Genomic DNA, 19,023 nt, shown 5'->3' on the forward strand with positions numbered 1-19,023 from the left:
CCATTGCGCAGGGCTCCGGGTTTGCGCTGGATGACCGCAAGGTAATGCCGCCAGTCGTAAATCGTTCGCGGTGGTTTCCCACCTTCCAGTACGACGACGAGAACGACGCATGATGCGCTTCAAGTCGGCGCGACAATGCCAGCGTTTCGTCTCAGCCCATGGCCCAATCGCCAACCTTTTCCATCTCCATCGCAAACATCTCACCGCAGCTTACTACCGCCGGCTTCGCGCTCATGCCATCACGATCTGGCGAGAAATCGCTTGCTCGATAGCTGCCTGAAATTCGGCTCGCAAATCCCCGCCGCAAACTCCCAAAAGTTAAGGCGACGCCACCATACGGAGTTCTGAAAACAGGACGCTTGACCCACAGCTTTCTATCCAAGATCCCTTTATACCCTATGCGATACACCGAGCGCATGTAGTCAACGCTTAGCGGATTGAGCATGGAATAGGGAACCTGCTCGTCGATCGATGCAATATCGAGGTCGACACCTGATCGTTGCGCGAAATTGTAGAGTGCGACAAGGCCGTGTTTCGTTTGCGATTTCAAGAGTATGCCGTACGCTCTGCCCATGATCGGCAAGGCCCGCTCACGTGACATGGAAAACTCAGGAATAAGGGCGTTATTTACGATCACGTAAATATGCAGGTTTTGACCTTTAGCATGATCGTTGTTCGCAACGAGCAGGTGTTCAGGCAGAGTAAAGAACTGTGCCGAGCTACCCCCATCGGAATGCAATTCCTCGATCTGTTTTCCATCGACGACCGCTCTTATCGATACTGGAGGGAAAATTCCCGGGACGCTTGCGGATGCGATCAGTATATGCCGGACCAGGGCCAGTGCGTCCGGCCGGTTACTGGCAGCAATCGCTCCAATGTTCCAGACTACCGCCCGCTGGGTATCGAGATTTGTCGTCATAACCAGGAGACGACGTCCGGCGCGATGCTCTGTTGCAATTCGGCGTAGTATCTCGATCGTGATAGTCTGTTCCACATTGCTGCGCAGAGCATTTCCCTTGAGAAGGCCCGGAGAAAAGATGCCGGCTCCTTTCCATTCGATATCGATGAGGTCTCGTGTTTCTCCCGATAGATAAAGCCGTCTGAGCTGTGCATCATAATCTGAGCCGAGGAATGCGAAGGGCGCGATCAGGGCACCTGTACTCACCCCCGTTACAACCGCAAATCTCGGGCGGGTTCCAAGTTCACTCCAGGCGGACAATATGCCCACCGCAAACGCTCCCCCTGCCCCGCCCCCGGAAATGGCAAGCATCGTGGGCTTATCCTTCAGGATGACCGGCCTCCAGGGGTCATGCACCGATACAGGAGGCCGCGGATCATCTACGTGCGCCCTGATGTTCTCGAATCCGGAAATCTGTGCGCGATCAGCTTCAGCTGCGTTGTACGTCGGACGTTCTGGCGCCACACACCCACTTAAAATTGCCACTGCAAAAACCAGGATGCCGGCGAGCACGTCTCCAAAAGGAGCCTTCACGAATTTTCGCTGAGTTTTCGCTCGAGCTGAGAGCTTCATCCATATGACTCCATTGGAAAGGGGGAACCAGCGCCGCGATCATGCTGGTAGCCGGAGGGCATCGGCTGATACGCAGTGTCTCAGTTTACGATTTCCGTGTTTCCGGATCAGTTGAGGGTAGTCTCACGGTCGCCAATACGACGCCTATGACAGCGACCGCAATCGCCAGACCGACCCAGAGGCCATAGAGTTTGTGCCCAAGGATGAAACCGCCTATCAACGGGGAGATGATATCAGTTAGAGCGCCAAGCGATTGAGCGGATCCCATGACGACGCCCTGACGGTTTCCCGGTACATGGACGGACAGAGCCGCAAGGTAAGTCGGTTTGGCCATCGCATCGCCCGTGCTCACACAAAGCACCGCCAATGCGAGAAGGGGGACGGTTGTGGCAAGGCTCGCGATGAGAAAGCCGGTGCAGATCAAGCCAAATATCAAGATGATCAGCTGACGCTCGGAAAACCGCCGACCAAGCCAACCCAGGAGGAAGAGTTGCACCAGGATGTTGATGACGCCATCGGCAGCGACGATGTAGCTAAGGTGCTGGGGGCCAAAAGACTGCCCGTTCCAGATGAATGTCTCTGCGAGAAAGACCGGCATTTGCGAGCTGTAGATGCCGTATGCGAGGAAATGGCATACCATCACGATGATGAGGATACGGATGATCGGCGATGAAACGATGGCGCGAAACGAGACTTTCTCGCGTTCGTATGGTCCGGTTTGCGAGGGCGCAGCCTGATCGGCTTTCAGTGCGAAAAGAGTAAGGCCAATCGCGCCGATCGAGAGGAAGAGGGCTGCAAAGATTGGCACCGCCAGCGAAGCCTCGGAAAGAAACCCGGACAGGCCCGCACCGGTAATACCGCCTAAACCGACACCACCAGTCAGGATACTAATGGCCTGCCTGCGATCCTCAGGTGCAGTGTGGTCAGCGACGTAGCCTGCGGCCGCCGAGAAATTGCCGCCTGTCAGACCAAAGAGCGCACGCGCGACTATCACCACGAACACATTTGGCGCGACCGCCAGCAGGAAAAGACTTGCTGCCGCCATAGCCTGGCTTGCAAGCAGAACCCGCTTCCTGCCGAACCGATCCGACAACTGGCCTAGGGTGGGTGCGGCGACAAAATGAGTGAACGCCTCCGTAGCCAGGACAAGGCCAAAGATCAGCGGAGTTGCCCCCATCTCCCTCAGATAGAACGGTAGGACTGGCAGCACCGAAGCCATTCCGGCAGAATAAATACAAACGACCAGGAAGAGTGGCACCATGATGCGCCAGTTCCGACGCAGGGCCTCACGGGAAGCCGGTTTCGAGTAGGCAGCCTCAGTCATCTTCACTTTGCTCCCTGGCTGAGGTCGAAAACAGTTCGTGACGTGCTATCGTTCTTCGGCCATGCAGCATCAAAGTCAGCGAAAGGGACTTTCCTGAAACTGATATCCAGCCCGGCCGGTCTGGTAGACCGCAACACCTTGCTAGTGATTTCGAGGAGCTTGTCAGCAGACACGCTGCCATTCCCGCTGCCCATCAACTCGATTGCTGACGCCCGTAGTACAGCGCTTGGCAGTGAAATTTCCGAACCAGAGATAGAGCCCACCTGAACAAAGCGCATTGGCGATGCGCCGGAGCCAGCTTTGGCAGCAGCAATCAGGAGGCGCTCGGCGCTCTTACCCCAGAGATAGTCGATGACGATATCGACGCCTTCGGCAAACTCCTTCATCAATCGTTTGTCGAGAGTTTCGGGTTCTGCCCCAAGCGGGATGATCTCGTCTGCGCCGCTCTGTCTTATCTCTTCAAGCGCGATGGGGTTTCTACCGGTTGCCAGCACCTTACCGGCGCCAAGCCATTTCGCGATCTGCACCGCGAGACGGCCGGATGTCCCCGTAGCCCCGTTGATCAAAACGGTTTCTCCCCTTTGCAAACGGGCGCGTTCTGTCAACGCCGCCCAGGACGACATTCCCGGATTGGCGATGGCTGCCGCAGTAAAATCCTCGAGACCGGCCGGTATAGGTACGCAAAGACGGGTATCTGCGACCGCAAACTCCGCCATGCTGCCAAAGGGAGAACGGGGAAGAGCAAAGTACACGCGCCTACCGTCATCGAGCCTGCCTACGCCATCAATGCCGACAACAAACGGAAACACGCCATTCGCGCTGTAGTGGACGCCGGAAGCGTGAGCCTTGGTGACGTGGCTGATTGCTGCCGCAGTCACTTTGATCAGGTTCTCCCCTTCTAGCGGGATAGGCGGATCGATCTCGCCTAACGTTGGCTCAATCCCCATCGCTGATACTATTGCCGCTCTCATTTGCTCTCTCCATTGACAGAGAGCAGACCTGCCTCCGCGAGATACACCTCAATTTCGTCGGTTCGATCGGCGTCAAAGATTGCGCCGACATACCCGTCCGGGCGGATCAGAATGCAGTCGCCAGGCTTCAGCGCATAGGCGTCTTTGAAATGCCCCCACTCGTCGGAAAACTCCCCACCAGACCCGATCCGGTGAACATGCAAGCCTTCGCGCGGCTCAAATGCTTGCTGCCCGGCTTCGTATGCCAGCAATGTCCAATGGACGCCCTTAAACAGGCTGAAAAGGCGTTCAATTTGCCCCCCTGCGCCTCGCAACGGCGCATCAGGAGCGCGATCGCCAGCCGGCAGCGGAGCTCGGGCCGCGGTGCAGTTTACTGAGAGCGGCGACAATGGATAACCGATGTCGAGTTGACGGACTTCACGACCACGCCGCATTTCCCCCGCCTTCTGGGCGTCCAACAACTTGGTTGCAAGTCCAAGCATGGCTCCGGCAACCGGGCGCCGCTCCTCCTCGTAACTGTAGAGTAGCCGGTCAGGGGCACCTCGCACCACGGCCGCAAGTTTCCATCCGAGATTGTAGGCATCCTGCACGCTGGTGTTCAGGCCCTGGCCTCCCGTCGGTGGATGGACATGGGCGGCATCACCGACCAGAAAGGTGCGCCCCACCCGATAGCTGTCGGCCAGGCGAGCATTCATCTCATAGTCTGATGCCCAGTGAACAGTGTGGACAATGATGTCATTGAGGCCCGTTCGATCGGCCAGGAACATCGTCAGTCCATGCGCGGAGAGATCAACTTGTGCGTCTTTGGTGACAGGTGCCTGGATTTGAAACAGGTCCGTGCCGGCGAGAGGGCCAACCCATACCTGCCGGCTCATGTCGCCGTCTCTGGCGAAACGATGCGCGACCTCATCTGAAAGCCCGGATAACGCTACATCGGCGACGATTGCACGAGCGTCGAGCGTCTTACCGGGGAAGCCGATCTCGAGAGAACGTCTGACAAAGCTTTTCCCGCCATCGGCGCCAATCAACCAGCGCACCCGAACAACCTCTTCGTATTCAGAATGGCCGATACGCGCGGTAATTCCATCTTTGTCCTGCTCAAACCCCTTCAATTCGCAGCCAAATTCCACTCGACCACCAAGTTCGATCAGGCGCGATCGTAAATTGCGTTCAGTCACGAACTGCGGAACCATAAGCGCCAGATGGTAGGGCTCTGCTGGGGTGGGCTGGATGATCTCGGCCATATCAGCATCGGTGTAGCTCCCGTCATCGCGATAGGTCCGTTGGCGTGGGTAGATGCCCCCGGCTGCTACCGCCTTGTCCAAAATGCCGAGGTCCTCGAAGATTTCCTGTGTTCTGGGCTGTATGCCCTTGCCGCGGGAACCATTGAAAGGCACTGCCAATCGGTCAATCAAACGGAAGGAAATATCGCGGCGCGCGAGTTCGATGGCGAGCGTCAGGCCAGCCGCCCCCGCTCCGCAGATGAGTACATCTGCAGTGAAATCATTTGTCATTTTCGTCTCCATGTGTGTATTATGCACATAACAAGAGGGAGAGCCTGATGTCAACAAATAATGTGCAAAATACACGCACATCAGAACTGATGCGCGATCTGCATGGATCATTGATCGAGATCGTCAGCGCGATGAACCGGCCGCAGCAAGACGACGAATTGGTTCGCGAGGCCGGGATTTCGTTGGATCGCGCACTGTTTCGGCTCCTCGTCGCAGTCGAGCGAATGGGGCCGATCGGCGTTGTCGAACTCGCCGAGCGGGTCGGGCTGGATTACACAACGGTCAGTCGTCAGGTCGCGAAGCTTGATAGCCTTGGCCTTGTCAGCCGCCGCGGTAGTGCTGCCGACCGAAGAGTTCGCGAAGCGATTATCACAGCCGAAGGAAAGCTCATGACGGACAAGATCGATGCGGCGCGAGAGCGGATGAGCCGAGCGATCTTCGATACTTGGGATGAAAAGGATATTGCTGATCTGGTGCGATTAATGCGCCGCTTCGCCGATGCATTCAGGTAGGATCGGAATTTGGCTCGCGCCCGCCACAATCGAGGTCGTCCATGCAGTCGCCGAGCACATGCAGCGTTTCAGTGGGGATCCGACCCGACGTCTGCTTCCAACGCCTGTACGTGCCTACGTCAGTTCATCAAGGTGATGCAGTAACGATACCGCCACGGTGAGCGCAAGATGAGTTTCAACAATCGCGGTTTTGTCATCTGGCCACCGGTTAGCACAGCGGTCGTCGATTGAAGAGCTCGCGCGCGGATTGTTACCTTCCCTGGATGCTATCTCACTATGATGCCGCACCGACCCGTAAACGATCGTTGCGCACGACGCGCAACTGGTGGACGCGGCATATTAGAGAATGGACATTAGGATGTTGTCTGCGGTTGTGGCTCTATAATTGCTGTCACCCCCGCGCGACCAATCTCTGCCGTCGCGCGAAGATCATGTGCCGCCGCACCATCTTTAGCCTGAACGGCGATACCTTGCAGGACGGCGCAAAGAAAGCGTGCAACCTTCCCGGAAAGAGTTGGTGACAACCAGCACCGAAGTTCATGATCAAGGTTTGCGGCCATGTCCCCTCGCCGCGCCGCGAGCTCCTCGCTTAAATCGCTGTGATCTGGATGACTGGTAAGCAAACCCAATGAAATCATGCAACCGCGCTCGCCTTGCTCGGACGTTACCCTGTCGATGACCTTGTCAAATAACTGCGCAACGGCCTCATCGAGGGTAAGCCGTACTCCATCTTCCTGCGAAAGCGATAATTGGGCCATCATCGAGTATCGGTGCAAAGCCTCACGATAAAGTTCGGCTTTGGATCCGAACGCAGCATAGAGGCTGGGAGGGGCTACGCCGATACTTTCTGTCAGCATGACTAAGGAGACGCCCTCATATCCATGCTTCCAGAATAGATACATCGCGGTCTTGATTGCTTCGTCCCGATCAAAGCCGCGTGGACGGCCGCCCTTGTTTTTAAGCTGTTTCATATCACTCACTAAAAAACCATTGACCAATGCGAGTCAATTAGCATAGTTCTATAGTGATCAATAAAGAAGGTGCCGTATGATCCTCAAAACCTATGCACGGATGTTTTCGACCGACTGCAATGCAACCCTGGTCGCACTCGAGCGGCTCCACGGCCGCCAAGCACATTTACGGTTTCGCTTCGGCGAATGGGACCTTGCGGGGATTGGAGACATGTTTGTCGTCGCAGGCACTGAGGAATCGCTAGCTCCTATCCGGGATAGCCATGGCCCAGTGATAGTTCACGACCTCCAGGCTATCGAAGCAGAGTTGCTTGCCAGTGGAGCAACCATAACCCAGCCAATAGTTAATGTTCCGACGGGACGGATGCTATATGCGCGCCATGCTGATGGCCTTCATATTGAATATGTAGAATGGAACGATGAACTTGTGGAACGATTTATCCGCAGGCCGCAACGCGAGGGACGGTTGTCGTCTGAACTGTAGTAGGTTGTCTGCATCTACAGGCTCGTAAGTTGTCGCTCGGCGAAGCGTTTGCCTACATTGGCCATTATTGAAAACTCCTGCACTTTTTTGGCTGACGCGGTCGCCCCGGAGATTGATTGCTCTGGGGCCAAACTTTGGACCGCCGGTGGCAAAGCGACTGGAAGCCGCCGATGCCTCATCGCAATCTGCGATAATGGACGCAGCGTTGGTCTCTCACGAAACGAGCCGGAGAGATATCGATGCCTCACCAGTCCGTACCAGTTCGTCTGTTCTAGGGTCCAAAGCGGAGGAAGACGGCAGGGACGCCGCAATGGCCGGAGGTGCCGGAGGAGACCCGCCAAGCGCTGACAGTGCTCACCGTGCGGCTGAACCAATCCCGGACGATCTGGAACGTGACGTTGCCGAGGCGAGCGGCATCGGAACGTGAGCCTCCCTCTTAGATCGACCCGAGTGCCAACAGACGTCGTGCCTGGGCTGCATCCTTCGTCACGCCGCGCCAAGGTGAAGGGCAATTTGATAAACGCCACTTTGCGCGTACTTCTGACTTCTCGAAGCGCCGATCGACACTCTTGTGTCGGCGTGGAAGTTCAGCGCTGGGTCTTTCTGTTCTGCCGCCGCTTTGCCTGCCATCGGACCTTACCAGCGCCCATGCGGCGCTGCTGGCCGAGCGCGCGGCGCGTATGCAGGCCGAGGCGGAAGCCGCCAATGCAAAGGCGCGGTTGTCGAGCACCGAGGTGCTGATCGCACATCTGCAATTACTGATCGGCAAGCTGGAACGGGCCAAGCACGGGCCGGGTCGTGAGCGCACCCAGCGGCTGATCGACCAGTTGGAATTGCAGCTCGAAGAACTCGCCGCGTCGGCAACCGAGGACGAACTGGCGGCCGAAGAGGCCGCGCCCAAAACGCAGGCAGTGCGTGCCTTCACGCGTAAACGGCCAGTGCGCCAGCCCTGGCCGGAGGATATCGAGTGCGAGCGCATCGTCCTCGACGCACCGACAGCCTGCGCTTGCTGTGGTGGATCGCGGCTATCGAAGCTGGGCGAGGACGTCACCAGAACGCTGGAGGAGATCCCGCGCCGATTCAAGGTGATCGAGACGGTGCGCGAGAAGTTCACGTGCCGCGATTGCGAGGCGATCAGCCAGGCTCCCGCGCCTTTCCACGCCACACCGCGCGGCTTCATCGGCCCAAACCTTCTGGCCACGATCGTCTTCGACAAGTTCGGGCAGCACATCCCGCTGAACCGCCAGAGCACGCGCTTCAAATGTGAGGGCATCGACCTGTCGACCCAGACGCTCGCCGATCAGGTCGGACACGTCGCCTTTGCCCTCAAGCCGGTCTTCGACCTGATCGAGACGCATGTGTTCGAAGCCGAACGGCTTCACGGCGACGACACGACGATCCCGATCCTGGCCAAGGGCCATTGCACAACCGGGCGAATATGGGTTTACGTGCGTGACGATCGGCCATTCGCCGGGCCTGCGCCGCCGGCAGCGGTCTTCTACGCCTCCAGCGATCGGCGCGGAGAACACCCGCAAAAGCATCTGGCCGACTTCAGCGGCATCCTTCAGGCTGATTGCTACAACGGCTTCAATCCGCTGTTCGACCGGACGAGGAGGCAGATGCCGGCAACGCCCGCGTTCTGCTTCGCCCATGCGCGCCGGAAGTTCTTTGAACTGGCCGATGTCGCCCGCAATGCCCGGCGGGGCAAGGGTGCCAAGCCGATCTCGCCGGTAGCCCTTGAGGCCGTGAAGCGCATCGATGCCCTGTTCGCCATCGAGCGCGATATCAACGGCCTGAGCGCGGCCGAGCGGCTTGTCGTCCGGCAGGAGAAGAGCAAGCCCTTGCTGAACGATATGGAGGAATGGTTGCGCGCCGAGCGGGCCAGCCTCTCGCGCTCGTCGCCGGTGTCCGGGCCGATCGACTACGTGCTGTCACGCTGGGCCGACTTCGCCCGGTATGCCGACGACGGCAGGATCTGCATGACGAACAATTGCGCGGAAAGAGCGTTGCGCGGCGTGGCGAGACGTGTTTCATTATGCACCCCTTCGTTAAGTGTCTGTAAACATTGGAAGCGTGTCCGCGTCAACATCGCGCAACGGGCGACCTTTCCGGGCAATCGCCGCTCTGACCGGCTCGGACGTCAAATCGACGGCCCGGATTTGATAGGGCGCTCGCGGAACAACCTGGACTGCAGGAAGAACGCCTGTGGAAACAAGGCGTCGTACCATATAGCTTGAGACGCCCAACGCTTTCGCGACCTCTGCTTGCGTGAGCCATTCGCCATTTTTGTCCGCTGAACGGTAGGCATCGATGCCACGCACGTAACGAACAGAGCGGACCCGATGGGCTGTCCAGGTCTTTCCCTGGCCGGTGGGAAAGCCTATTCGGTTGAGTGTGGCGGCGATATCCTCATCTGACCAGCGACCCGCCATGCTGCGTATGACTTCCAGTGCATCTTCGGCTGTCGCGCTGCCGTGTTCGCCGGAGCGCGGCTTGCGAACACGCAGTTCCGAGTGCTGGCCACCCCGCCAATGAATCGTGAGCACGACATCGCGTATGGCATCGTCGACATCGACGATGATGTCTGCGATCAGCGTTCGAAGAAGCTGCTGGCGGGCGCGCATCGTCACATCAGGAGCATTCCAGGCCGCTGACAGGTTTTCCGCCAGGTTGACGAAAGCATCTGGATCAACCGCGATGGTCGTCGGGTTTTCGGCGGGCTGGCGCGTCTCCAAATCACGCACGCGGCGCAACGCGATTTCCCAGTTTTTCTCCAACTGTGCGGCGATCAGACGATTGTCAGGATCACATGCCGCGTAGCGCCGCTCGGCAAGGCCGGCCTCGTAGCGGGCCTGCTGGAGTTCCAGATCCAGGATCTGGCGCTGATCATCTGCTTGTTTCCGATGCATCCGTTCCGCCTCGATCGCGGATTCGATCGCTAAGGGTTCTACCGCTCGTAACAGCTCTCGTGCCACCGCCGTGTCAATCTTCGGAGCACCGAAGATCATACAACGAGGCAGCCCAGCCAAATTACCCTTGTCGCAGCGGTAGGCCGGCTGGCTTATCGGGCCACCCCTATAGCAAACACTCAGACGTTGGCCGCAACGGGCGCACGTCAGAAGGCTCGATAAGAGCGCCTTGCCCCCACGGCCCGACTTTACACCATCTCTGCGACCGTAGGCATTGAGCGCCAACTGCTTCTGGTTGCGCTCATATTCCTCCCAGCCGATGTAGCCTTCGTGATGATCCTTGATCATCACCTCCCAGGTGCCCGCCGGCTTGTAATGTCCGTAGGTCCGCCGAGCTCGCCCCTCAACGATTAAGGTGCGCAGCGACAATCAAGGTGAGATTCAGCGTCAATCAGGATGAGACTCGCGCCGGGGTGTGACGGAGGGAGGGTGTAGCCCGACCATAGTCATACCCCGGCGCGGCGCAGATTTTCGACGTCTCATGATCGCGGTCGGTCCGGTACGTTTTCGGTTTTCTGGATTGGAGAACCAGTTTGTGCCGGGTCGCCATGTAACCGATCATCAGACGAGATTATTCATGAAGTACCGACAAACGCATTCCGTAGAGGTCGCTGCCGCAAAGGCGTCGATCAGCCGGGCTACGGCCTACCGTCTCGATAAAGAGACGCGGCTTCCATCTCAGAGCAAAGCGCCACGTGGGCGTCGTCGCCCTGATCCGCTTGAACCGATATTCGATACGGAAGTTGTCCCGCTCCTCAAGGCAGCACCTGGTATCCGCGCCGTCGCCGTTTACAACGAGATACTGCGACGACATCCGGAATTGCCTGAAGGCATCCGCCGCACGCTCGAGCGACGCATCCGATCATGGCGTGCTGTTCATGGTGAAGCACAGGAAGTGATCTTCCGCCAGGCGCACGAGCCAGGTCGGCTGGGTCTGTCGGATTTTACCGACATGAGCAGCCTCGGCATCACAATCGCCGGCCAGCCACTTGATCATTTATTTTACCACTTCCGGCTGGTCTGGTCCGGGTTCGAGCATGCCCACGTCATTCTCGGCGGTGAGAGCTTCGTTGCACTGGCCGAAGGTCTTCAGAATGCCCTGTGGTCTGTGGGCGGCGCGCCGCTTTATCACCGCAGCGACAGCCTGTCGGCCGCCTTCCGCAATCTCGATGCCGATGCCAAGGTCGATCTCACACACCGCTACGAGGAGCTTTGCTCCCATTATCGCATGACGCCCACACGCAATAACAAGGGTGTCGCGCATGAGAACGGCTCGATCGAAAGTTCTCATGGCCATCTCAAGAATGCCGTTCGTGATGCCCTGCTGATGCGCGGCACTAGGGACTTCGATGATCTCGGCTCTTACCGGGCCTTCATCGACGAGATCGTCAGCCGGCGCAATGCCGCCCATGGCAAGCGGATCGATGCCGAGCGGTCCCATTTGCAAGCGCTACCCGAGCGCCGCACCACGGACTTCGAAGAGATCGTCGTGACGGTGTCACGCACCGGCGGCTTTACCTTGCGCAAGGTCTTCTACACCGTGCCGTCCCGCCTCATCGGACACAGGTTGCGGGTGCGCTTGTTCGACGATCGGCTGGATGTCTTTGTCGGGGGTACGCACCTGATGACGCTGCGCAGGGGGCGTGGTCATGCCGATGGGAGGCACGACCAGGTCGTCAACTATCACCACGTCATCCATTCCCTGCGCAAAAAGCCGATGGCGCTCCGTGGTCTCGTTTATCGCGACAAGCTCTTCCCGCGCCAGGAATACCGCAGAGCGTTCGAGGCCCTCATCGAGCATCTTCCCGACAAGCAGGCTTGCAAGATCACCGTCGAGCTTCTGGCGCTGGCGCATGACCGCGGCTGCGAGCGCGAACTTGCAGAAGAATTGGCCAGAATACTCGATGCCGGCGACCTACCTGATCTGGCTTCCATGCGAGCGCTCTTCGGCCCGGACCCAGCCAGGCTACCGATAGTTCATGTGCAACTCGCATCGCTCAACGGCTACGAGGCCTTGATCGGGACGGGAGAAGCAGCATGAAGACCGCCCATGTCATCGATGAAGCACGGCTCGGCATCATGCTCAACGAGCTTCGGCTGCCGACGATCAAGACGCTGTGGCCGCAATTTGCTGAACAGGCAGACCGGGAAGGATGGCCAGCAGCTCGCTTCCTCTCTGCGATTGCCGAGCACGAACTGGCCGAGCGTGCCCATCGCAGGATTGAAAGGCATCTCGCCGAAGCGCATTTGCCGCCCGGAAAGACGCTCGATAGCTTCGCTTTCGACGCCGTGCCCATGATCTCGAAGGCACAGGTCATGGCGATAACCGCCGGCGACAGTTGGCTCGCCAAAGGAGCCAATATCCTCATGTTCGGTCCACCCGGCGGCGGAAAGAGCCATCTCGCCACTGCCATCGGCCTCGCACTGATCGAGAACGGATGGCGCGTGCTGTTCACGCGAACCACTGATCTGGTACAGAAGCTACAAGTTGCCCGCCGGGAACTGCAGCTCGAATCCGCTATCGCTAAACTCGACAAGTTCGACCTGCTCATCCTCGATGATCTCGCCTACGTCACCAAGGACCAAGCCGAAACGAGCGTGCTCTTCGAGCTGATCTCGGCACGATACGAGCACAGATCGATCCTGATCACCGCGAACCAGCCTTTTGGAGAGTGGAACCGGGTCTTCCCCGATCCTGCCATGACGCTCGCAGCAGTCGACCGGCTCGTACACCATGCCACGATCTTCGAGATGAATGTCGAAAGCTACAGGCGCAGAACCGCGCTTGAGGAAAAGCGCCAACGGGGCCGACCCGCGTCCTTCGCGACAATCAGGAACTCGGCGCAGTTTGTCGCGGAGCGGCAATCAGAAAACGCAGAAGAGCTTGCCAGCGACAATCAGCATGATAGCTTGATCTCGACCGCGACATAAGAATCTCATCCAGATTGTCGCCCGCGTCTCATCCTGATCGTCGCGCTATAATTAAGGTTCGCTTCTCGCTTTTGCCATAGACATAAGCGCCCGCATAGAATGGATTTTTTAGCACACTGATCACATTACGGTAGCGGATCGGCTGCCAGACGCAGTTCGTCATGCGGCCTTCATCAGCAGGCCGGGGGAAGTGGATTTGCTCGGCTTTCATCGACAACAGCACCTGGCGGGCGCTGCCAAGTTCGCGAAAGCGGGTGTAGATAAGCCGGATCACCTCTTGCAGACGGATGTCGGGATCAAGTCCCAGGCCTGCCTCGCGATGCCATACATAGCCGAACGGAACCGACAGGCGCAGCTCGCCTCGCCGCGCCTTCGATCTGGCGGCATCGAGCATCCTTGCCCGCAACACGCCCAACTCGAACTCACTGATGCTGCCTTTCATGCCCAGGAGCAGGCGATCATTGGGATGGCAGGCGTTGTACACGCCGTCACGATCGATGACGCGGGCTTCGACAAGCCCGCACAGTTCGAGCAAATGATGCCAGTCGCGCCCGTTGCGCGCGAGCCGCGACGCATCGAAGCACAGAACGGCCCCGACCTTGCCTGCGCAGAGCCACGCGACCAGACGATCGAAGCCGGGCCGTGCCACCGTTCCGCTCGCGGATCGCCCGAGATCGTCGTCGATGACCTCGATGTCGGCAAAGCCGTACTTGCGCGCGATGTCGACCAGATCATACTGGCGTCGCTGGCTTTCCAGATTGGTCATGACCTGGGACTGCGACGACTGGCGCACATAGACGACCGCCTTACGCTGGAGCACGGTCGCCGGGAGCAGATCAGCGCTTGTCATCGGCAAGCTCCTCGACTCGGATGCCGGCAGCTTGCATCAGGACTTGGGCAAGCGTCAAAACGACCTTCGCCCGGTCCGCTTCTTTCATCCCGTCCACCCGGCGGGGCTCGAATATCAGGCTCATCTGTCTGCCCGAGGTCAGCGCGGGCGCGTCGTGTTGTTTCATCGACTTTCTCCCAAGCGATTCCATTATCGCGTTGGGAGTTTGGGGGAGCAGCGGCTACCGTGACCAGCCTCTTCAGATCGGACAATGCCAAGAGATCGACCTGTGGCGCGCCCAAAGTCATCCCGGCGCAAATCACCGGATCAAGCATCCAGGCAGCCATCGAAACTACGAGACCCGATGGACCTTTCACCTTAAGAAATTGGCCCGTCGCTCGATGCTCTACCCGCCGCACGCTGACCTTGCGGCCAAAATAGGGATGCCAACGGTAATGAACCTCCAATTCCTGACCGACATGGGCAGAATGAACGGGCAATGGCTTGCGGAAGAAAGGCATGGCTGTTCGCCGGTTCCCAGCGTGGGGGCGAGCGCGCTGCCTTCATGTATTCCCTGATCGTCACGGCAAAGATGAACGATATCGATCCGCAGGCCTGGTTGGCGGATGTCCTCGCCCGCATGCCCAACCTTCCCGTGTCACGACTGCCGGAACTGTTGCCGTGGAACTGGACCGCCGCCGGCAGCGTACGGCAGATGGCGGCCTGATGGCGCGACCGACCCATGTCTACACGATCGAATACGTCGCCACGCTGATCGGCGAGAACCTCGAACTCGTCCAGGAAATTGCCAGCAACTCAGACAACATCGACTACGGCGAGATGATCCATGCCTATGACGGCAGCGAAGAGGGCATCACGACCTTCACCGACCGGGGCATCGAAAGTCTAAAGGAATTCCTCGCCGATATCCGCACCTGGGATGGCGGTGTCCGACAGTTCCTTGTGGACGAGCAATGCGATCCTGCAAGGATCGAACGCATCATGGCAGACGAGCCGAAATCATAAACCCCGCGGCCTTCGCCGGATGGATACATTGAAAGGATGGCGGCCGATCTTTTGGAGGCAATGCGGACATCGGATTTCCGCTTCTATCAAGGTCAGGGCTGCGATGACGGCGCGCCGGAATGCCGGCAGGGTTGGTTCAGGTGGTCCGTTCTGTTGACGCCTCTTCTTTTTTTCCCCGCTTTGCGATCTGAAGGCGGTGATACTGGAGGAAGGCATAAGCGATCATCGTCGTCAGGGCGTGACGATGCAGTCCTTTCCATGATCGGCCTTCGAAGTGGTCAAGGCCGAGCTCCTCTTTCATCTGCTGGTGCGCCTGCTCGCAGACCCAACGGGCCTTGATCGCGCCGGCCAGTCGTTTGAGCGTGGCATCGGCGGGCAGATTGGCGAGATAATATTTGCGCTCCCCGCTCGAACGCCACTCGCCGACCAGCCAAACCTCTTCACCAGGCATATCCGCGGTCCCTGTCGCCGGAGTGCAGGCGTCCACAGCACTACTCCACAAACGCAATCAACCAGGGCTCCATTTATGAAAAGTGTTCAGGAACTGCGTGTACGAAGTATCGAAACCGCTCCACAGACAACCCCAACCGTTCCTAGCGCGGCCGCCAGCCCAAGACCGCTGATGCGCCAGCCAAACGTTTCAATCGATGGATTGCTAAGAAATGGGGACAGGAACTGACCCAAGAACACAGATCCCGTCAGAATCGCAGCGGTTTGTCCGCGGCGGCCTGGAGGCGTCCGCGAGAGCGATAGAGCGACAAATCCCGGAATTGCCAGCGCATAACCCGCGCCAACCGCAGCATTTCCCAAGAAAATCGCCGTCGTAGTGTCTCCCGCGACGAGCGCTGCGAAACCGAGCGCCATAAGGCCGAAACCGAGCGCCCAGACACCGGCATTGCCGAAGAAGGCCTGAGCCCGAGGGTAGCCAAGCGCAGCAATGCCGCCGGCGACCATAAGCGTTCCGAGGGCGGCTCCTGTCATGCTCGGTGATGTATAGCCACGGCTGGACAAGAAGAACGGCAGTTGCGTGGGCATGACGAAAAACAGCATCGTCAAGACCATTTGCCCAAAGGCGAGCAGGAAGACGACCTTCGTCGTTTCACCGGAATTGGACTGTGCGGGCTTTTCGCCCGCCGATCTGAAAGCCGGTGGATCGACGATAACGCGCCAGAAAAACGGAAGAGCGAGTGCTGGCATCGCATATACGGCAAATGGAAGCCTCGGCTGTACCGAAGCAAGAAGCCCCGCAATCACGATGAAGACAAAACCGCCGAAGTTTCGCGCGGAAACCTGACCACTTGAAACAGCGTGCAATGCCTCGCCCGAGAAATAGTCTGCCATCAGCGCAGACTGGGCCGTCATGATCATGGCAAGCGCAATCCCGAGACATATCCTGCTGAGCAGGATCAACGGTAAGGTCGGCAGGATCAGGCCAGCACTTCCCGATACGATAAACAGCAGCAAGCCCAGCAGCAGCAAACGGCGGCGGCCAGAGCGATCAGCGACCGCTCCACACAATGGCGCCACCAGAACGACCGCCAAAGAAGGTGCCGGGACCAGCAGCCGGATCAGAAGCGCGTTGGTTTCGTTGGCAGCAAACTGCTGTTCGAGCCCCGGCAAGGCAGGGCTGATCGTGGCCGCCGTCATCACGGTGAGTGAGGCAGCGATCATCAACGCGAGCGCACGTGGATCGTGCCATATGGATAGTGCATTCGTTTGTCTGCTCAGCTGCATCTTTCACCGCTTTCCTTGCGTTTCACACTGGAAAAAGGCAGGGTACGACTTCAAGTCCGCTTGAGGTCAAGTATGAAATTTCTGGACATCGCCGAAGTCAGCGGCGCAAGCGGCCTACCTGCTTCGACGCTCCGATACTATGAGGAAGTGGGTCTCATCGAATCTGTGGGAAGACGGGGCTTGCGTCGTCAATATGATCCATCAGTTCTCAAATGGCTGGCCCTGATCAACATGGCACGGGCGGCGGGGTTTTCCCTCGACGAGATCGGACCGATGTTCGGTGGCCGCGGCACTGGAAGCGTCATCATTCCCCGCGACGAGTTGCACCTTCGGGCTGCAGAGCTGGAAAGCAACGCCGATCAAATCAGAGCGCTGGCGACCATGATGCGGCATGTAGCAGATTGCCCAGCCCCGTCTCATCTGCAGTGCCCGACCTTCCAGAAGCTTATGCGCATCGGGACAAAGTACCAGTCACGTACCCGCAGGAAGCAGATGACGCACTCTGTTGCCCGCAAGCGGGTGTGAACACAAAGCATCCTGATCGGCACCTGCTCTGTCCGGCACTTGGGATATATGCGTGGGCTCTTGATGGGATCCGAACTCGCGACCTACACATTTCTAAGCAGCTCATCGCGTTGAATGTCCATTATAATGTTCTTTCATGGACATAAATAGAGGTGCGGGAGATCGCCGTGGCGGTCGGCTATCATGTTCTCTCGTCTTCACTCCGCAGCCAGGCGATCGACGCCGCCGCCTAGGTGTGAATGGCCCAACGCGAGCCCGACATCTTGTAATCGTAGCGCCTGGAATATATATTCCGATCCATCGGAAGAATTAATCAGGAGGCCCATATGCCCGAGGTTGCGGAAATGCTGAAGGCGAGCGAGGCCGCTGTCGTTTCGCGCGTGAGCCTGCGCGACGTGAACCGCGCCATCGACGAACATATCCTGCCAGAGGCGTTTGTCTCGCTCGACAATGGCCGGCACATTCTCGCCGGCGCGTGCTCATTCATTGCCTTTTACTTCGAGAGCGCCAGACGCCTGACCTCGGAGGAGCGGCTCTTTGCAATCAAGACCGTCGGTCCGCGCCTCACGCGCTCGCGGGCGCTCGCCTGGGCTGCGCTGCTGCGCGAGGATTGGACTGTACACGACGAATTCCTGACAATCGACCTGCTTCCATTCGTCCGGGAGACAAGCAAGCGGTTGGACGATCTTGCGGCCGCTCGCGAACTCGTCGCGGTATCGCCGGATATCTTAGGCGGCACGCCGGTCATCAATGGCACGCGTGTTCCGGTCTATGATGTCGCCGCTTCCGCCGCGGCTGGTCTCCCGATCGAGCAGATTCTGGACACTTGGCCAAGCCTTGACGCGGAAAAGGTGCGTCTCGCTGCGATCTACGCGGAGGCAAACCCCCTTCGTGGGCGGCCGCGCGTCTCCTCCGATTTGCCCGAGGGCGCAACTATCATCGTCGACCGCCGTGTCGCCCGTCGCAGGAAGGCGGGATGAAATTTCTGATTGATGAATGCCTCAGTCCGGAACTTGCCAAACTCGCAATCGGCAAAGGTCATGGGGAAACGAGCCACATCGTCTGGATAGGTTTGGCCGGCCGCAAGGATTGGGAGCTGAAGCCGATCATCCTCCAGGGTGACTGGACATTCGTAACCAAGAACTCCGTGGATTTTCGGGGTCCAAAGGACACTCCCGGTTCCAAGGGCCAGTATGCAGACGTTGCCATCCATGCCGGGCTAATCTGCCTCAATGGCCCACCCGGCATGGATTTAGACATGCAGATCGAACTCTTCGAGCAGGCCCTTGCGGAGTTGGAGGCGGAGCCTGACTTGATCAACCAGGTGCTGGAGGTTTCACTTGAGGATGAAGACGAGCTGCGCATACTTCGCTACGCCCTGCCAAACGAATGAGCAGCCGTCATCTCTCACTTGAGGATCCCGAAAAGTCCGCTCACGCATCAGCGGACGATGTTCACGATGACGAGGTGAGAGAAACGCCGGAACGGCGGTTGCCAATTATGAAGCTGACCTTAAAGACGCATCCCGATACATCTAATCGCGGAATGGCATCGGCTCGTGTGGATTGCAACGGGCCATATGGACATGCGGTGTGGGTTTCCATCCCTTGCGTTGCGGGTGCAGGTGAGAGCGGCGGTGCAAAAGTCGGCCACGGTAGCGGCGGCATAATGCTGCTGCGGGCGGAGTAAAATCCGGCCACCT

General features: G+C 58.5%; 15 protein-coding genes and 6 pseudogenes. 11 read left to right on the forward strand and 10 right to left on the reverse strand.

The genetic code is table 11. From position 1 onward, the window contains the following. Positions 1 to 76: 76 nt before the first annotated feature. Positions 77 to 280: pseudogene (locus tag EXZ48_RS32455) on the forward strand (IS6 family transposase); the annotation flags it as partial. A 453-nt stretch (positions 281 to 733) separates the two neighbouring features. Here the strand turns inward: EXZ48_RS32455 and EXZ48_RS35660 are convergent. From EXZ48_RS35660 to EXZ48_RS32475, 4 genes and pseudogenes are all read right to left on the reverse strand, one after another. Then, positions 734 to 1,531: pseudogene (locus tag EXZ48_RS35660) on the reverse strand (patatin-like phospholipase family protein); the annotation flags it as partial. Between the two features lie 85 nt (positions 1,532 to 1,616). Then, positions 1,617 to 2,855, reverse strand: coding sequence for an MFS transporter (locus tag EXZ48_RS32465; RefSeq protein ID WP_130521144.1), 1,239 nt, complete (start codon positions 2,853 to 2,855; stop codon positions 1,617 to 1,619). 2 nt (positions 2,856 to 2,857) lie between these two features. Continuing rightward, positions 2,858 to 3,826, reverse strand: coding sequence for a zinc-binding alcohol dehydrogenase family protein (locus EXZ48_RS32470; protein ID WP_130521146.1), 969 nt, complete (start codon positions 3,824 to 3,826; stop codon positions 2,858 to 2,860). Further along, positions 3,823 to 5,340 (reverse strand): FAD-dependent oxidoreductase, encoded by a 1,518-nt coding sequence (locus EXZ48_RS32475; RefSeq protein ID WP_130521148.1) that lies wholly within the window; start codon positions 5,338 to 5,340, stop codon positions 3,823 to 3,825. Before EXZ48_RS32475 ends, EXZ48_RS32470 begins: the two co-directional genes overlap by 4 nt. Before the next feature lie 44 nt (positions 5,341 to 5,384). Between EXZ48_RS32475 and EXZ48_RS32480 the strand changes: the two genes are divergently transcribed. After that, on the forward strand, positions 5,385 to 5,852 hold the full coding sequence (locus EXZ48_RS32480; RefSeq protein WP_130521165.1) for a MarR family winged helix-turn-helix transcriptional regulator: 468 nt from the start codon (positions 5,385 to 5,387) through the stop codon (positions 5,850 to 5,852). Positions 5,853 to 6,205: 353 nt separating this feature from the next. Here the strand turns inward: EXZ48_RS32480 and EXZ48_RS32485 are convergent, their stop codons facing one another. Then, the gene (locus tag EXZ48_RS32485; RefSeq protein WP_130521150.1) at positions 6,206 to 6,823 is read right to left on the reverse strand and encodes a TetR/AcrR family transcriptional regulator; all 618 of its coding nucleotides are present in this window, start codon (positions 6,821 to 6,823) and stop codon (positions 6,206 to 6,208) included. Between the two features lie 76 nt (positions 6,824 to 6,899). On the opposite strand from EXZ48_RS32485, the gene EXZ48_RS32490 reads away from it, so the two are divergent. Next, the gene (locus tag EXZ48_RS32490) at positions 6,900 to 7,307 is read left to right on the forward strand and encodes a VOC family protein (protein ID WP_130521152.1); all 408 of its coding nucleotides are present in this window, start codon (positions 6,900 to 6,902) and stop codon (positions 7,305 to 7,307) included. Between the two features lie 593 nt (positions 7,308 to 7,900). Next, positions 7,901 to 9,544 carry an IS66 family transposase gene (locus EXZ48_RS32495; RefSeq protein WP_371687688.1) on the forward strand — a complete coding sequence of 548 codons (1,644 nt, stop codon included), beginning with the start codon at positions 7,901 to 7,903 and terminating at the stop codon, positions 9,542 to 9,544. A gap of 735 nt (positions 9,545 to 10,279) precedes the next feature. Here EXZ48_RS32495 and EXZ48_RS36015 read toward each other — a convergent pair. Next, positions 10,280 to 10,564 (reverse strand): annotated as a pseudogene (locus EXZ48_RS36015) (recombinase zinc beta ribbon domain-containing protein); the annotation flags it as partial. A gap of 289 nt (positions 10,565 to 10,853) precedes the next feature. On the opposite strand from EXZ48_RS36015, the gene istA reads away from it, so the two are divergent. Together istA and istB are read left to right on the forward strand one after the other, a co-directional pair. Then, the gene (istA, locus tag EXZ48_RS32505; protein ID WP_081870567.1) at positions 10,854 to 12,317 is read left to right on the forward strand and encodes an IS21 family transposase; all 1,464 of its coding nucleotides are present in this window, start codon (positions 10,854 to 10,856) and stop codon (positions 12,315 to 12,317) included. Further along, the gene (istB, locus tag EXZ48_RS32510) at positions 12,314 to 13,207 is read left to right on the forward strand and encodes an IS21-like element helper ATPase IstB (RefSeq protein WP_130521154.1); all 894 of its coding nucleotides are present in this window, start codon (positions 12,314 to 12,316) and stop codon (positions 13,205 to 13,207) included. The genes istA and istB overlap by 4 nt, the downstream gene beginning before the upstream one ends. Positions 13,208 to 13,241: 34 nt before the next feature. Here the strand turns inward: istB and EXZ48_RS32515 are convergent. Then, positions 13,242 to 14,057 (reverse strand): annotated as a pseudogene (locus EXZ48_RS32515) (recombinase family protein); the annotation flags it as partial. Beyond that, the gene (locus EXZ48_RS32520) at positions 14,044 to 14,223 is read right to left on the reverse strand and encodes a hypothetical protein (protein WP_130521156.1); all 180 of its coding nucleotides are present in this window, start codon (positions 14,221 to 14,223) and stop codon (positions 14,044 to 14,046) included. The gene EXZ48_RS32520 and the pseudogene EXZ48_RS32515, both read right to left, overlap by 14 nt. A gap of 306 nt (positions 14,224 to 14,529) precedes the next feature. On the opposite strand from EXZ48_RS32520, the pseudogene EXZ48_RS32525 reads away from it, so the two are divergent. Next, a pseudogene (locus tag EXZ48_RS32525) lies at positions 14,530 to 14,763 on the forward strand (transposase domain-containing protein); the annotation flags it as partial. After that, entirely contained in the window at positions 14,763 to 15,062 is a 300-nt protein-coding gene (locus EXZ48_RS32530; RefSeq protein ID WP_130521167.1) for a hypothetical protein, read from the forward strand. The pseudogene EXZ48_RS32525 and the gene EXZ48_RS32530, both read left to right, overlap by 1 nt. On the opposite strand, the pseudogene EXZ48_RS36020 reads toward EXZ48_RS32530, so the two are convergent. Both EXZ48_RS36020 and EXZ48_RS32540 read right to left on the reverse strand, forming a co-directional pair. Beyond that, a pseudogene (locus tag EXZ48_RS36020) lies at positions 15,037 to 15,525 on the reverse strand (hypothetical protein); the annotation flags it as partial. The gene EXZ48_RS32530 and the pseudogene EXZ48_RS36020 overlap by 26 nt on opposite strands. 74 nt (positions 15,526 to 15,599) lie before the next feature. Next, positions 15,600 to 16,796: an MFS transporter gene (locus EXZ48_RS32540; protein WP_130521158.1), complete on the reverse strand. Its 1,197-nt coding sequence runs from the start codon at positions 16,794 to 16,796 to the stop codon at positions 15,600 to 15,602. Between the two features lie 72 nt (positions 16,797 to 16,868). Here EXZ48_RS32540 and EXZ48_RS32545 point away from each other — a divergent pair, with 72 nt between their 5' ends. The 3 genes from EXZ48_RS32545 (at position 16,869) to EXZ48_RS32555 (ending at position 18,714) form a co-directional block, all read left to right on the forward strand. Further along, positions 16,869 to 17,321 (forward strand): helix-turn-helix domain-containing protein, encoded by a 453-nt coding sequence (locus EXZ48_RS32545; RefSeq protein WP_130521160.1) that lies wholly within the window; start codon positions 16,869 to 16,871, stop codon positions 17,319 to 17,321. Between the two features lie 326 nt (positions 17,322 to 17,647). Beyond that, complete coding sequence (locus EXZ48_RS32550; protein WP_130521163.1) at positions 17,648 to 18,301, forward strand: DUF433 domain-containing protein; 654 nt, start codon at positions 17,648 to 17,650, stop codon at positions 18,299 to 18,301. Further along, the gene (locus EXZ48_RS32555) at positions 18,298 to 18,714 is read left to right on the forward strand and encodes a DUF5615 family PIN-like protein (protein ID WP_050746638.1); all 417 of its coding nucleotides are present in this window, start codon (positions 18,298 to 18,300) and stop codon (positions 18,712 to 18,714) included. Before EXZ48_RS32550 ends, EXZ48_RS32555 begins: the two co-directional genes overlap by 4 nt. The last annotated feature ends 309 nt before the right edge of the window (positions 18,715 to 19,023 follow it).

It is taken from the genome of Shinella sp. JR1-6, assembly GCF_004284735.1.
In the GTDB taxonomy this organism is placed as follows: Bacteria; Pseudomonadota; Alphaproteobacteria; order Rhizobiales; family Rhizobiaceae; genus Shinella.